This is a genomic window from Serratia plymuthica NBRC 102599 (genome assembly GCF_001590925.1).
Classification (GTDB): Bacteria; Pseudomonadota; Gammaproteobacteria; order Enterobacterales; family Enterobacteriaceae; genus Serratia; species Serratia plymuthica.
Window position 1 is genome coordinate 1 of sequence record NZ_BCTU01000041.1, and the last position, 13,452, is coordinate 13,452.

Consider the following 13,452-nt stretch of genomic DNA (forward strand, 5'->3'; position numbering starts at 1 on the left):
CCCCGGCATGCCGGGGTTTTTTATTGCTGTCACAAAAGCATCAGCGCTTGCTGATCTCATCGAACACGCCGCCGGTAGCAAAGTGCACCTTCTGCGCTTCGGTCCAGCCACCGAAGGTATCATCCACGGTAAACAGTTTCAGTTTCGGGAACTGGTCGGCAAACTTGGCCGCCACTGCCGCATCACGCGGGCGATAGTAGTTTTTCGCCGCGATGGTCTGCCCTTCCGGCGTATACAGGTACTTCAGGTAAGCCGTAGCCACATCGCGGGTCCCGCGCTTATCGACCACTTTATCCACCACTGACACGGTTGGTTCAGCCAAGATCGATTCGCTCGGAGTGATAATCTCAAACTTGTCTTTACCCAGCTCTTTTTCCGCCAGCAACGCTTCGTTTTCCCAGGCAATCAGCACGTCGCCGATACCGCGTTCAACGAAGGTATTGGTTGAGCCACGCGCACCGGAATCCAGCACTTCAACGTTTTTATACAGGTTTTTCACGAACTCCTGCGCCTTGGCTTTATCGTTATTGTTGTGGTGCAGCGCGTAACCCCAGGCAGCCAGATAGTTCCAACGAGCACCACCGGAGGTTTTCGGATTCGGTGTAATCACCGACACGCCCGGTTTAATCAAATCGGCCCAGTCGTGAATTTGTTTTGGGTTGCCTTTGCGCACCAGGAACACAATGGTCGAGGTATAAGGCGCGGAGTTGTCCGGCAGACGTTTGATCCAGTCTTTGTCGATGCGCCCACGCTCGGCGATGGCATCCACATCATAGGCCAGCGCCAGTGTTACCACGTCGGCCTCAATACCGTTAATCACCGAGGTGGCCTGCTTACCGGAACCGCCATGCGACTGACGCACAGTCACTTTATCGCCGGTTTGCTGCTGCCAGTACTTACCGAATGCGGTGTTGTATTCCTGATAGAACTCACGCGTCGGGTCGTACGAAACGTTCAGCAGTTGGATATCTTTCGCCATGGCACCGGACGCCAGCAGCATTATTGTCAGACCTACACCCCATTTACGCATCGACTCGTTCTCCCAGGAAAATAATCGCAACCTCAATCGGTTGATTTAGCATCAGAGCCTGCCAGAAACTCTCTCACCAATTAAAGAATTAAAAATTTTGGGCTAGACGATTATGGAATATAAACGCGCCGGACAAAAAAAAGCCCCCGCATGCGGAGGCTGTGACTGCCGGGCTGGATAGGGATCAGTACAGTTTTTTCGCCGTATCCAACCAGTCGCCCTTAAACGGACGCTTCATGTTTTCGATCGCATCGATGATGTCGTGATGCACCATCTTCTCGTTCTGGATACCGACGCAACGGCCACCGTAACCCTGCAACAGCAGTTCGATGGCGTAAGCGCCCATGCGGGAAGCCAGAATACGATCGTAAGCCACCGGCGAACCGCCGCGCTGAATATGCCCCAGCACGGTAGCACGGGTTTCGCGCTTGGTTTCTTGTTCGATATGGCGCGCCAGTTCATCGATATCGCAGATGTGCTCGGTGATCGCCACGATCGCGTGTTTTTTGCCTTTGGCGATACCGGCCTTGATTTCACAGACCAGGTCTTCGCGGTTGAATTCGGTTTCAGGCAACACGATAAATTCACAGCCACCTGCGATGGCCGCCGCCAGCGTCAGATCGCCGCAATAGCGCCCCATCACTTCAACGATGGAAATACGCTGATGCGAAGATGAGGTGTCGCGCAGACGGTCAATCGCTTCGACCACGGTTTCAAGCGCGGTGAAGAAGCCGATGGTGTAGTCGGTACCGGCCACGTCGTTATCAATGGTGCCCGGCAGGCCGATACAAGGGAAACCTTCTTCCGTCAGGCGCTTGGCCCCCATATAGGAACCGTCGCCGCCGATCACCACCAATGCATCGATACCGCGGTTTTTCAGGTTTTCAATCGCCTTGGCACGCACGCTGTCGTCTCTGAACTCAGGGAAACGCGCTGAACCGAGGAAGGTGCCACCGCGGTTGATCATATCGGACACGCTATAGCGGTCCAACCGTTCCATGCGATCTTCGTACAAACCAAGGTAGCCATCGTAAATACCAAAAACTTCCAGACCTTCCGAAAGCGCGGCACGCACAACGCCACGGATCGCAGCATTCATACCCGGCGAATCACCGCCACTCGTCAGTACACCGATTTTCTTGATCATGACTACCTCTGAACTGTAGATGCAATTTCTTAAGAATTCTGTATTCGCCGATTGCCTTGGAACCTCTCCGGCTGCAGAAAACCAGCGTTACGGCTTTATTGCTGGATATTATAACAAAAACACCCAGCTGAATTGATTCAAGTCACGCAATATTACGGTAAAAAATCGACATGGCACGCTGAGCTAACTCGTTATTCGCCTGCCGTACTTATCCTGACCGCCCTGCATGAATTATAGCTCCCAATGCCCCTGCCGGCCCGATGGCACCACGGAACAAGGGTCCTGGTGGATGAGGACATCCGCCCCCGGAAAACGATGCAACAGCGCCTGCTCCACCTGTTCGGCCAGAATATGCGCCTGCATCAACGGCAGCTCATCGTCCATTTCCAGATGCAACTGGATAAAACGCGTCGGGCCGGACTGGCGTGTGCGCAGATCGTGCGCGCCTTTCACCCCCGGCCAGGAAGAGATTACGTCGATAATCGCCTGGCGCTCGTCATCCGGCAATGCTCTGTCCAGCAGCGATTGTACCGCTTCATAGCCCATCCGCAGCGCGCTATAGAGAATGTAGACGCCAATTCCCAATGCAAACAGCGCATCTGCCCGCTGGAAACCGTACCAGCTTAGCCCAAGCGCAATAAGAATAGCACCATTCATCATGACATCTGACTGATAATGCAGCATATCTGCTCGCACGGCCTGGCTGCGAGTTTTTCTTACCACCCAACGCTGATATGTGACCAGGATCAGGGTGCTGACCAGCGCAACGATTGTCACGGCAATACCTATGCCGGGGTCACGCAAGGTTTCCGGCGAATACAGATGCTGAAAACCGGTCAGAAACAGAAAAAGCGCCGAGCCGGAAATAAACATGCTTTGCGCCAGCGCCGCCAGCGACTCCGCCTTACCATGCCCGAAGGTGTGCTCCTCATCGGCCGGTTGCAGCGAGTAACGCACCACCAGCAGGTTAGTCAGCGATGCGGCAACATCCACCAGGGAATCCACCAGCGCAGCCAGCAGGCTCACCGAACCGGTGCGATACCAGGCAACAATTTTTATCAGTAACAGCGTGGAGGCCAACACGGTGGCAGCTAACGCGGTGGACTTCACCAAACGCGCATATTGCGGTTCCATAACCCACCTTGGGTAAAACATGAGAGGGTCAGTATAACGGAATGACGGGCAAAAAAAGCCCCGCCATCATGGCGGGGAAGACAGGGATGGTGTCTATGGCAAGGAAAAACAGGGGACTACTCAGTCATACTCAACTTCTGGGCAGAAGTTTGCTGCAAACCAGAAATTTGTTGCTCCATCTGCTGCATTCGCTGCTGATGTTTCTGGTCTAAAACGCTTTTTTGCTGTGGCGTCAGCAGGTTATACATTTGATTACGCACCCGGGCCATTTCGACCTGGCGCTTAACCTGTTGCTGAGCCATTGTTTCCGCCTGAGCATACACGGCGGCTTCATCAAATTTGTCTGCGGTCACCAGTTTATGCATGGCTTCCATTTCAGCTACATTGACACCAGGCAGATCGTGGCGCGCCTGGCGCATTAAATCGCGCATTTGCTGGCGCTGCTGCTCAGTCAGGCTGACACCGTCAAACATGTGGTGCTGGCCAGGGACTCTGGTTATCGCATCATTTCCGGGAGTCGGTGCAGTTTCCGAAGTAGTGTCAGCAGCAAACGCAGCGGTAGAACCTATTGCCAGCATTGATGCCATAACTAATGCGGTTACCTTACGCATTTTAACTCCTCGTTCTTTCTCACTTTGCGAATCAACGAGGAGCAGTGTACTGCTGCACCTGCAAACATGCGTCAGTGCATGTAAAACTACGTAAAGTCATGGAATGCCAACAGTTGATGACGTATTTTGCGTCAGGAGGTAAAACATAATGAATAAAATTCTGTTAGTTGACGACGACCGCGAGCTGACCTCGCTGTTAAAAGAACTGCTTGAAATGGAAGGTTTTACTATCGTCGTTGCTTACGATGGCGAACAGGCGTTGTCGCTGCTCGACAGCTCCATCGATCTGCTGCTGCTCGATATCATGATGCCGAAGAAAAACGGTATCGATACCTTGAAAGAGCTGCGCCAGCATCACCAGACGCCGGTCATTATGTTGACTGCCCGCGGCAGCGAACTGGATCGCGTGCTGGGGCTGGAACTGGGTGCCGATGACTACCTGCCGAAACCCTTTAACGATCGTGAATTGGTGGCGCGTATCCGCGCCATCCTGCGCCGTTCCAACTGGAGCGAACAGCAGCAAAATGTCGATACCGGCGCACCGACGCTGGACGTTGACGGCCTGCAGCTCAATCCGGGCCGCCAGGAAGCCAGCTTTGACGGCCAAACGCTGGATCTCACCGGTACCGAATTTACCCTGTTGTACCTGCTGGCGCAGCACCTTGGCCAGGTCGTGTCGCGTGAGCTGCTGAGCCAGGAAGTATTGGGTAAGCGCCTGACGCCATTCGATCGCGCCATCGACATGCATATCTCCAACCTGCGACGTAAACTGCCGAACCGCAAAGATGGCCATCCGTGGTTCAAGACCCTGCGCGGTCGGGGTTATTTAATGGTATCTGCAACATGATCAACAGTTTGACGGCACGTATCTTCGCCATTTTTTGGTTCACATTAGCCCTGGTGCTGATGCTGGTGTTGATGGTGCCCAAGCTCGACTCCCGCCAAATGACCTCGCTACTGGACAGCGAGCAGCGGCAGGGGTTAATGCTGGAACAACACGTCGAGGCCGAGTTGCAAAACGATCCGGCCAACGACCTGATGTGGTGGCGGCGCTTATTTCGCGCCATTGAAAAATGGGCCCCGCCAGGGCAACGCCTGCTTCTGGTCACCAGCGAAGGCCGCGTGATTGGTAACATGCAGCGCAACGAAATGCAGCTGGTGCGTAACTTTATCGGCCAGTCTGATAACTCTGATCATCCGAAGAAGAAAAAATACGGCCGCGTCGAGCTGGTCGGCCCGTTCTCCGTGCGCGATGGCGAGGACAACTACCAGCTGTATCTCATTCGTCCCGCCAACAGCCCACAATCCGATTTTATCAACCTGATGTTCGACCGGCCGCTGTTGCTGCTGATCGTCACCATGCTGATCAGCGCCCCCCTACTGTTGTGGCTGGCCTGGAGCCTGGCCAAACCGGCGCGCAAGTTAAAAAACGCCGCCGATGACGTCGCCCGCGGCAACCTGAAACAGCATCCGGAGCTGGAATCTGGGCCGCAAGAGTTTCTGGCCACCGGCGCCAGCTTCAACCAGATGGTTAGTGCGCTGGAGCGCATGATGACCGCCCAACAGCGGCTAATCTCCGACATCTCGCATGAGCTGCGCACACCGCTCACCCGCTTGCAGTTGGCTACCGCGCTAATGCGCCGTCGTCACGGCGAAGGACATGAACTGGCGCGCATCGAAACCGAGGCGCAGCGTCTGGACTCGATGATCAACGATCTGCTGGTGCTGTCGCGCGGGCAGCAGAAAAGCGAGTTGGCGCGCGAGCGGCTGTTGGCCAACGAACTGTGGGCCGACGTGCTGGATGACGCCGGATTCGAAGCCGAGCAAATGGGCAAACACCTGGAAGTCAGCTCCCCTCCAGGCCCCTGGGCGCTATTCGGCAACGCCAGCGCATTAGACAGCGCACTGGAAAACATCGTGCGTAACGCCCTGCGCTATTCGAACACGCGCATTGCCGTGGCGTTTAGCGCCGACAACCAGGGCATCACTATTGTGGTCGACGACGACGGTCCTGGCGTCAGCGAGGAAGATCGCGAGCAGATTTTCCGGCCGTTCTACCGTACCGACGAAGCACGCGATCGCGCATCGGGCGGCACCGGTCTGGGCCTGGCGATTGTCGAGGCTGCGGTCAATCAACACCGCGGCTGGGTGAAGGCGGAAGACAGCCCGCTCGGCGGCCTGCGGTTGGTACTGTGGCTACCTCTGCACCAGCGTTGATCGCCTAAGACAGATCGGCAAGATTTTGTTATTCTGCGCCCCTCTTCATGAGGGGCTTTTTACATGCTGAACATCGTTTTATTTGAACCTGAAATTCCACCCAATACCGGCAATATTATCCGTCTGTGCGCCAATACAGGCTTCCAGTTACACCTGATAGAACCGATGGGTTTTCCATGGGACGACAAACGGCTGCGCCGCGCCGGGCTGGATTATCATGAATTCGCCAATATCCGACGTCACGCCGATTACGCCGCCTTTATCGCCAGCGAAAACCCGCAGCGACTGTTTGCCCTGACCACCAAAGGTACCCCAGCACACAGCGCGGTCAGCTATCAGGCCGGCGACTACCTGCTGTTTGGGCCGGAAACTCGTGGCTTGCCCGCCGAGATCCTCGAGGCCTTGCCTGCACAGCAGAAAATCCGCATCCCCATGCAGGCGCAAAGCCGCAGCATGAACCTGTCGAACGCCGTCGCGGTGGTGGTGTACGAAGCCTGGCGGCAGTTGGACTATGCCGGCGCACTGATTAAACCTTAAGCGGTGACAACCCGTCCTGCGGGGAGGATAATCTGAACAGATCACCTCTCCGGGGACATCGCATGGCTTTCACAGAGAGTATTATCGCCCACTTCCGCAGGCTCGAGAATGCGCTGAATCAGGCGCTGGCGCGTTTGCAGGACACGACGGACACTGAGGCTCTGCACAACGTACGCATCAACCTGCGGCGAATCAGGAGCCTGCTGAGACCATTACGCGGCACACCCGGCGTCGCACAACTCGACAACGCCGCCGCCAGCCTGGGGAAACTCACCACGCCGATACGCGATTTGGAAGTGTTGATCGCCGATTTGGCGCGACATCCGCTAGAGTGGCAGACCAACGTCCGCAAAACCGAATTGCAAAGCCGCAACCTCGCCCTTGCGTCACATCCCTTGCTGTTCCGCTTTCCCAACTTGCTGCACGACTGGCCAAAAAGCTTCCATAGAGCCAAACGCCGGCACGCAAAACGCCGCGTTGCCCATCGCCTGTCCCGGCAGGTGAAACAGCTGCGTCTGGCGCTGGCCGACGGGCACTACGATCGCCACCGGCTGCGCCTGCTGATCAAGCGGCTGCGCTATGTTACCGACGCCTACCCACAGTTCTCGCTTATCACTCCGGAAGCCACCGCCAGCCTGAAAGTGGCGCAAAATGCACTGGGAGAGTGGCACGATCGTTTTGTCTGGTGCCGGCAAGCCGAAAATCAGCAAGATCTCTGGCCGCTGCTGCCAGAATGGCAAGACGCTCAGGAAACAGCGCTGGAGAGGGCTGAAGCAGCATTATTTGCGCTTTCGCGGGCGCTCACCTCTAAAACCCGCGACGCATCACGATCCTGACAAAGTATGCAAAGACAGTGCACGTCTGGCCCCAAAACATTCGCTGCAATAGAAGATAATGAGCTATGTTTTGTAAGGGTAATAGACATTCATCATAGGAAATCGTATGAAAAAAAAACGCTTGAGCGTTGCCATGGCGGTGCTGGCAACAGGCCTGTTGTTGGCGGGCTGTTCGTCTAAAGTAGCAAATAAGCAGCAGTATTCAGGTTTTCTGAGCGATTACAGCAAGCTGCAGGAAACTGAATCGGCCACCGGCCATAAAACGCTGCGTTGGATCGATCCTACCTTTAAAGAATCCAATTACCGGGGCGTCTATTTTTCTCCTGTGACCTATTACCCGGCGGCCAAACCGACGGCACGCGTCAACCAGGATACGCTGAACAAAATCAAAGACTACGCCAATCAGCGAATCAACGCCGCACTGAGCGAGCGAATGACCGTGCTGCAAAGCCCGTCAGGATCGCGCGTGCTGCTCGCCAAAGTGGCGATCACCGCCGTGTCGGCTGAAAATGAAGATCTGAAGTTCTATGAAGTGACCCCGGTTACCGCGGTGATCGCCAGCACCATGGCCGCCAGCGGGCACCGCACGCAAAACACCACGCTGTTCCTAGAAGCGCAACTGATCGATCAGGATACCGGCAAAACGGTGATGGAAGTGGTGCGTAAGGGCTATGGCAAGACCGTCAGCAATGACTCAGCGCCGGTGACGGCGAACGAGGTCAAAGCGGCGATCGATAGCATGGTTACCGATATCGTGAAATTCCCGAAACAGGGTTAATTCTCTGCCGGAAAACATCGGGGGGAGCCTAAAGCTCCCCCCGATTTTATCCATCAGCAAACCGGCTTAAATGCCGTCGCCGAACTCAAAACCCTGATTGGTGCCGTTGAAGTACTGATCCATATCCATCGAAGGCGTATCGCTTTCCGGTCGGCCGACGATGCGCGCCGGCACCCCGGCGGCAGTGGTATGCGGCGGTATGGATTGCAATACTACCGAGCCGGCACCGATTTTTGCGCCTTTGCCCACCTCGATATTGCCGAGAATTTTAGCCCCGGCGCCAATCATTACGCCCTCTCGGATCTTCGGATGACGATCGCCGCTGGTTTTGCCGGTACCGCCAAGGGTGACCGACTGCAGGATGGACACGTCGTTTTCCACTACTGCGGTTTCACCAATAACGATGCCCGTGGCATGGTCGAGCATAATACCGCAGCCAATAGTGGCCGCAGGGTGAATATCCACGCCAAAGGCGACCGAAATTTGATTTTGCAGGTAAATCGCCAACGCCTGGCGCCCCTGCAACCACAGCCAGTGGCCGATACGGTAAGCCTGCAGCGCATGGAAACCTTTCAGATACAGCAGCGGCGTCGAGTATTTATCTACCGCCGGGTCGCGCAAACGCACCGCCAGGATATCGCGCGCTGCCGAGACGATCATCTGCTTATCGGCAAGGTAGGCGTCTTCCACCACTTCACGCACCGCAATAGCCGGCATAATCGGATTTGCCAGCTTGTTTGCCAGAATATAGCTGAGCGCACTGCCCAGGTTTTCATGCTTGAGCAACGTCGCATGGAAAAAGCTAGCCAGCATCGGTTCACACTCAGCCAGCTCTCTCGCTTCTGATTTGATGCTCTTCCAGACCTGCTCTAACTCTTCTGACGACATCAGGTTCCTCTCCACCTTGCAAAACAGGCTGCCTCACCGCATCTCGGTCAGGCAGCCCAAATCAATTGCCGGGGTCAGCTCGCTGCCCCGCCTATCGGTTTTATACTTGTCGCCCTTCAAGCCGTAGCACCGTTGGCTGCAACCTGAAATCCCCAGGGTATGGGGATCAGATGCTGTGCTTTTCGTCTTTTCTGGTGCGCCCTAACAGGCTCAACGCGGCTTCCCGGGCATTTTTATGGCAGTACAGCACCTGGTAAATCTGTTCGGTAATCGGCATTTCCACACCGTGTCGCTGCGCCAGCGCCAACACCTCTTTGGTATTGCGATAGCCTTCAACCACCTGACCGATACTGTCTTGCGCTTCTTGCACGCCTTTTCCCTGCCCCAGCATAATACCGAAACGGCGGTTGCGCGATTGATTATCGGTGCAGGTCAGCACCAGATCACCCAAACCGGCCATGCCCATGAAGGTCGAGGGATCGGCGCCCAACGCCGAGCCGAGGCGGCTCATTTCCGCCAGGCCACGGGTAATCAATGCAGTACGCGCATTGGCGCCAAAGCCGATGCCGTCTGACATCCCGGCGCCGATGGCAATCACGTTCTTCACCGCACCACCCAACTGCACGCCGATAAAATCGGGGTTGCTGTAAACGCGGAAGCTTTTACCGCAGTGCAGCAGCTGTTGCAGATCTTCCGCAAACTGAGTATCGGTGGAAGCCAGCGCAATAGCCGTCGGCAGCCCGGCGGCCAGCTCTTTGGCGAACGTTGGCCCTGAGACTACCGCCAGCGGGATATCATCGCCCAGCGCTTCGCGCGCTACGTCCTGCAACAACCGGCCGGTCTCCGCTTCCAACCCTTTGGTCGCCCACACAATGCGGGCATCCGGGCGCAGATGCGGCTTTAGTTGGCGCAATACGTCACCGAACACATGGCTTGGCACCACCACCAGCACATCGCGACTGGCAGCCAGCGCACGTGCCAGATCGGCTTCTAACAGCAGCGTGTCGGGGAAGGCAACGTCGGGGAGAAACGCCTGATTGCAGCGGTCACGCTGCAATTTTTGAATTTGCTCTGGGTTATGCCCCCACAGCACCACGGGGTGGCCGTTACGCGCCAGCGTAATGGCTAATGCGGTGCCGTACGAGCCGGCACCGATAACGGTCATTGAAGCATTGACGGTGTTCATCAGGCATCCTGATGTGGTGCGGCACCTTCGCCTTCCGCCTGCTGTTGCAGATAGTTCATGAACAGCGCGTCAAAGTTAACCGGTGCCAGGTTCAGTTGCGGGAATGTGCCGCGAGAAACCAGGCTGGTGATGCACTCACGCGCATACGGGAACAGAATGTTCGGGCAGTATGCACCCAGGCAATGCGCCAGCTGCGTGCCGTCGATGCCTGCAACGGAGAAGATGCCCGCCTGCTGCACTTCACACAGGAACGCAGTTTCTTCGCCCAGAGACGCAGTCACGGTTACGCGCAGTACAACTTCATACACTTCGTCAGCCAACTGGCTGGAAGCGGTATCTAGATCCAGTTTAACTTCTGGCTGCCATTCCTGCTGGAAAACCTGCGGAGCGTTTGGCGCTTCGAAGGAGATATCCTTGGTGTAAATGCGCTGAATCTGGAAAGCCATCTCTGTGCTGTTTTGTTCTGACATGTGTGTAATACCCTTGGTTAAACGTCCTTATTGACACTCAGTAACCGGCAGTGGTCCGCTTATAGCAACGGATCCAGACCACCACGAGCATCGAGTTCATATAAATCATCGCAGCCGCCGATATGCCGGTCGTCGATGAAAATCTGAGGCACGGTGGTGCGCCCACTGCGCGCAATCATCGCTTCGCGTTTTTCATTATCGCCATCAATGGCGATTTCGTTAAACGCCGCACCCTTACTGTTCAGCAGCGCTTTGGCGCGATGGCAGAACGGACAGGTCGCTTTGGTGTAGATATCAATGTTAGCCATGGATTACCACCTCAAATACATTAAAGAATTACTTACCGCGCACTAACGGCAGGTTTTCCCCGCTCCAGCCGGCAATACCGTCTTTCAGCATGGCCACGTTTTCAAAACCGGCCTTGCTCAGGTTTTCCGCCGGCTCGCGAGAGGCAGTGCCGTTGGCGCAAACCACGATGATCGGTTGAGCCTTGTGTTTTTCCAGCTCGCCCAGGCTGCCGTTTTTGATTTCGCTCGCCGTCAGGTTGATGGCGTTGGCCAGGTGGCCTTTACGGAAATCATCACGGCTGCGGGTATCAACCACAACGGCATCTTCTTTATTAATCAGGCGAGTGGCTTCACCACGAGCGATCTCTTTCACCTTGGAGAAACGGCTTTTGAACGTCATGACGATCACGGCAACCAGCAAGCCAATCCACGCCAGGCTCAGTATCGGATGCTTGCTAACGAATTGCATAATTTCTTGCAGCATGGGGTGTAACAACTCCCGTCAGTTAAGGGATAAATAAGTCAAGGTTCCAGAGTATACCTGCCGAGTGCGGCAAATACAGCCAATAAGCAAGCGCTATTGCAGAAACTGCGGAGTGCGCTGAGAAATTCCTAACGTCAGAGCATAAAAGCCGGTCTTGTTCGCCGCAACTTTGATCTCTCGAGGCTCTTTTTAATCGTACGCGTTGTAAAATCGGGCGGTTTTAAGGTGAATAGCCATCATTCCGATTGCGGGCCGATGGCTATTCACAACTTAAAAGTTCATAACGAGGTTAATGCAATGTCGAGTAACAAAAAGCCGATGGTGCTGGTGATCCTGGACGGCTACGGCCATCGGGAGGAGCAACAGGACAATGCCATTCTGAACGCCAAAACGCCGGTGATGGATCGCTTGTGGCAACAGCAGCCGCATACCCTGATCGCCGCTTCCGGCCTGGACGTGGGCTTGCCTGATGGCCAGATGGGCAACTCGGAGGTCGGCCACGTCAACCTGGGCGCCGGACGCATCGTTTATCAGGATCTGACCCGACTGGATAAAGAAATCAAAGACGGCGACTTCTTCGCCAACCCGACGCTGACGGCAGCGGTCGACAAGGCCGTACAGGCGGGAAAAGCGGTGCATATCATGGGCCTGCTGTCGCCGGGCGGCGTGCACAGTCATGAAGACCACATTTTGGCCATGATTGAACTGGCCGCTCAACGCGGCGCGAAAGCCGTGTACCTGCACGCCTTCCTGGACGGCCGCGACACTCCGCCGCGCAGTGCAGAAAACTCGCTGCAACGCTTTAGCGACGCCTTTGCCAAACTGGGCGCCGGGCGCATCGCCTCGCTGATTGGCCGCTATTACGCCATGGACCGCGACAATCGCTGGGACCGTGTTCAACTGGCTTATGCGCTGATGACTGAGGCTCAGGGCGATTACGTGGCCGATAACGCCGTTGCCGCACTGCAAGCCGCTTATGAGCGCGGCGAAAACGACGAGTTCGTGAAACCGACCGTGCTTCAGGCCGCCGGTGAAGCCTCCGCCGCTCTGCAAGATGGCGACGCGCTGATTTTCATGAACTTCCGCGCCGATCGCGCACGCCAGATCGTGCGCGCCTTCGTGAATGCCGATTTCGACGGATTCCCCCGCGCCAAAGTGGTGAACTTCGGTGATTTCGTGATGTTGACCGAATATGCCGCCGACATCAAAACTCCTTGCGCCTACCCGCCGGCGTCGTTAAACAACACCTTCGGCGAATGGCTGATGAAGCACGACAAAACGCAGTTGCGCATCTCGGAAACCGAAAAATACGCACACGTCACTTTCTTCTATAACGGCGGTGTGGAAGAACCGTTCAAAGGCGAAGAACGCGTGCTGGTCAACTCGCCGAAGGTCGCCACCTACGATCTGCAACCGGAAATGAGTTCGGCGGAGCTGACCGACAAACTGCTGAGTGCCATCAGCAGCGGCAAATACGACGCCATTATCTGCAACTACCCGAACGGCGACATGGTGGGCCATACCGGCGTCTATGACGCGGCGGTGAAAGCGGTGGAAACCCTCGATAGCTGCATCGCACAGGTCGTGGAGGCCGTTAAGGCCGTTGACGGACAGCTGTTGATCACCGCCGATCACGGCAACGCCGAACAAATGCGCGATCCGGCCACCGGTCAGGCGCATACCGCCCATACCAGCCTGCCGGTGCCGCTGATTTACATCGGCAAGCCTGCTCACGCGGTCAACGGCGGCAAGCTTTCCGATATCGCGCCGACCATGTTGACGCTGATGGGAATGGAAATCCCGAAAGAGATGACTGGTAAGCCGCTGTTCATCGTGGAATAATCCTT

Annotated in this window: 15 protein-coding genes; 6 read left to right on the top strand and 9 right to left on the bottom strand. The window is 55.9% G+C overall.

From position 1 onward, the window contains the following. Positions 1 to 40 precede the first annotated feature (40 nt). The 4 genes from SPL01S_RS22860 to cpxP all read right to left on the bottom strand — a co-directional run bounded on the left by SPL01S_RS22860 (position 41) and on the right by cpxP (position 3,922). On the bottom strand, positions 41 to 1,030 hold the full coding sequence (locus SPL01S_RS22860) for a sulfate ABC transporter substrate-binding protein (protein ID WP_004953224.1): 990 nt from the start codon (positions 1,028 to 1,030) through the stop codon (positions 41 to 43). 184 nt (positions 1,031 to 1,214) lie between these two features. Beyond that, positions 1,215 to 2,177: a 6-phosphofructokinase gene (pfkA, locus tag SPL01S_RS22865; protein WP_004953227.1), complete on the bottom strand. Its 963-nt coding sequence runs from the start codon at positions 2,175 to 2,177 to the stop codon at positions 1,215 to 1,217. Between the two features lie 231 nt (positions 2,178 to 2,408). Beyond that, positions 2,409 to 3,311, bottom strand: coding sequence for a CDF family cation-efflux transporter FieF (gene fieF, locus SPL01S_RS22870; RefSeq protein ID WP_004953229.1), 903 nt, complete (start codon positions 3,309 to 3,311; stop codon positions 2,409 to 2,411). Between the two features lie 116 nt (positions 3,312 to 3,427). Further along, complete coding sequence (gene cpxP, locus SPL01S_RS22875; RefSeq protein WP_004953231.1) at positions 3,428 to 3,922, bottom strand: cell-envelope stress modulator CpxP; 495 nt, start codon at positions 3,920 to 3,922, stop codon at positions 3,428 to 3,430. A 148-nt stretch (positions 3,923 to 4,070) separates the two neighbouring features. On the opposite strand from cpxP, the gene cpxR reads away from it, so the two are divergent. The 5 genes from cpxR to SPL01S_RS22900 all read left to right on the top strand — a co-directional run bounded on the left by cpxR (position 4,071) and on the right by SPL01S_RS22900 (position 8,290). Then, complete coding sequence (gene cpxR / locus SPL01S_RS22880; protein WP_004953234.1) at positions 4,071 to 4,769, top strand: envelope stress response regulator transcription factor CpxR; 699 nt, start codon at positions 4,071 to 4,073, stop codon at positions 4,767 to 4,769. Next, on the top strand, positions 4,766 to 6,139 hold the full coding sequence (gene cpxA, locus SPL01S_RS22885) for an envelope stress sensor histidine kinase CpxA (protein WP_004953237.1): 1,374 nt from the start codon (positions 4,766 to 4,768) through the stop codon (positions 6,137 to 6,139). The genes cpxR and cpxA overlap by 4 nt, the downstream gene beginning before the upstream one ends. A 63-nt stretch (positions 6,140 to 6,202) precedes the next feature. Next, the gene (trmL, locus tag SPL01S_RS22890) at positions 6,203 to 6,676 is read left to right on the top strand and encodes a tRNA (uridine(34)/cytosine(34)/5-carboxymethylaminomethyluridine(34)-2'-O)-methyltransferase TrmL (protein ID WP_006317734.1); all 474 of its coding nucleotides are present in this window, start codon (positions 6,203 to 6,205) and stop codon (positions 6,674 to 6,676) included. Positions 6,677 to 6,738: 62 nt separating this feature from the next. Continuing rightward, complete coding sequence (locus SPL01S_RS22895) at positions 6,739 to 7,512, top strand: CHAD domain-containing protein (protein WP_063202981.1); 774 nt, start codon at positions 6,739 to 6,741, stop codon at positions 7,510 to 7,512. Positions 7,513 to 7,618: 106 nt separating this feature from the next. After that, positions 7,619 to 8,290, top strand: a complete 672-nt coding sequence (locus SPL01S_RS22900; protein ID WP_004953244.1) for a DUF3313 domain-containing protein — start codon at positions 7,619 to 7,621, stop codon at positions 8,288 to 8,290. Between the two features lie 66 nt (positions 8,291 to 8,356). Here the strand turns inward: SPL01S_RS22900 and cysE are convergent, their stop codons facing one another. The 5 genes from cysE to SPL01S_RS22925 form a co-directional block, all read right to left on the bottom strand. After that, entirely contained in the window at positions 8,357 to 9,178 is an 822-nt protein-coding gene (gene cysE / locus SPL01S_RS22905) for a serine O-acetyltransferase (protein WP_004953246.1), read from the bottom strand. 166 nt (positions 9,179 to 9,344) lie between these two features. Continuing rightward, positions 9,345 to 10,364, bottom strand: coding sequence for an NAD(P)H-dependent glycerol-3-phosphate dehydrogenase (gene gpsA / locus SPL01S_RS22910; RefSeq protein WP_004953251.1), 1,020 nt, complete (start codon positions 10,362 to 10,364; stop codon positions 9,345 to 9,347). After that, on the bottom strand, positions 10,364 to 10,834 hold the full coding sequence (secB, locus tag SPL01S_RS22915) for a protein-export chaperone SecB (RefSeq protein ID WP_004953255.1): 471 nt from the start codon (positions 10,832 to 10,834) through the stop codon (positions 10,364 to 10,366). The genes gpsA and secB overlap by 1 nt, the downstream gene beginning before the upstream one ends. A 59-nt stretch (positions 10,835 to 10,893) precedes the next feature. Then, positions 10,894 to 11,142, bottom strand: a complete 249-nt coding sequence (grxC, locus tag SPL01S_RS22920; protein ID WP_004953258.1) for a glutaredoxin 3 — start codon at positions 11,140 to 11,142, stop codon at positions 10,894 to 10,896. A 28-nt stretch (positions 11,143 to 11,170) separates the two neighbouring features. Further along, positions 11,171 to 11,605, bottom strand: a complete 435-nt coding sequence (locus tag SPL01S_RS22925; RefSeq protein ID WP_006328896.1) for a rhodanese-like domain-containing protein — start codon at positions 11,603 to 11,605, stop codon at positions 11,171 to 11,173. 297 nt (positions 11,606 to 11,902) lie between these two features. On the opposite strand from SPL01S_RS22925, the gene gpmM reads away from it, so the two are divergent. Further along, the gene (gpmM, locus tag SPL01S_RS22930; protein WP_063202983.1) at positions 11,903 to 13,447 is read left to right on the top strand and encodes a 2,3-bisphosphoglycerate-independent phosphoglycerate mutase; all 1,545 of its coding nucleotides are present in this window, start codon (positions 11,903 to 11,905) and stop codon (positions 13,445 to 13,447) included. Positions 13,448 to 13,452: the final 5 nt, after the last annotated feature.

What these genes read in the sequence shown, in the direction of transcription:
- cpxP (WP_004953231.1), bottom strand. Translation starts at nt 3,922, where the DNA reads ATGCGTAAGGTAACCGCATTAGTTATGGCATCAATGCTGGCAATAGGT.
- SPL01S_RS22860 (WP_004953224.1), bottom strand. Translation starts at nt 1,030, where the DNA reads ATGCGTAAATGGGGTGTAGGTCTGACAATAATGCTGCTGGCGTCCGGT.
- SPL01S_RS22900 (WP_004953244.1), top strand. Translation starts at nt 7,619, where the DNA reads ATGAAAAAAAAACGCTTGAGCGTTGCCATGGCGGTGCTGGCAACAGGC.
- SPL01S_RS22925 (WP_006328896.1), bottom strand. Translation starts at nt 11,605, where the DNA reads ATGCTGCAAGAAATTATGCAATTCGTTAGCAAGCATCCGATACTGAGC.
- grxC (WP_004953258.1), bottom strand. Translation starts at nt 11,142, where the DNA reads ATGGCTAACATTGATATCTACACCAAAGCGACCTGTCCGTTCTGCCAT.
- SPL01S_RS22895 (WP_063202981.1), top strand. Translation starts at nt 6,739, where the DNA reads ATGGCTTTCACAGAGAGTATTATCGCCCACTTCCGCAGGCTCGAGAAT.
- cpxR (WP_004953234.1), top strand. Translation starts at nt 4,071, where the DNA reads ATGAATAAAATTCTGTTAGTTGACGACGACCGCGAGCTGACCTCGCTG.
- pfkA (WP_004953227.1), bottom strand. Translation starts at nt 2,177, where the DNA reads ATGATCAAGAAAATCGGTGTACTGACGAGTGGCGGTGATTCGCCGGGT.
- gpmM (WP_063202983.1), top strand. Translation starts at nt 11,903, where the DNA reads ATGTCGAGTAACAAAAAGCCGATGGTGCTGGTGATCCTGGACGGCTAC.
- fieF (WP_004953229.1), bottom strand. Translation starts at nt 3,311, where the DNA reads ATGGAACCGCAATATGCGCGTTTGGTGAAGTCCACCGCGTTAGCTGCC.
- trmL (WP_006317734.1), top strand. Translation starts at nt 6,203, where the DNA reads ATGCTGAACATCGTTTTATTTGAACCTGAAATTCCACCCAATACCGGC.
- cpxA (WP_004953237.1), top strand. Translation starts at nt 4,766, where the DNA reads ATGATCAACAGTTTGACGGCACGTATCTTCGCCATTTTTTGGTTCACA.
- secB (WP_004953255.1), bottom strand. Translation starts at nt 10,834, where the DNA reads ATGTCAGAACAAAACAGCACAGAGATGGCTTTCCAGATTCAGCGCATT.
- cysE (WP_004953246.1), bottom strand. Translation starts at nt 9,178, where the DNA reads ATGTCGTCAGAAGAGTTAGAGCAGGTCTGGAAGAGCATCAAATCAGAA.
- gpsA (WP_004953251.1), bottom strand. Translation starts at nt 10,364, where the DNA reads ATGAACACCGTCAATGCTTCAATGACCGTTATCGGTGCCGGCTCGTAC.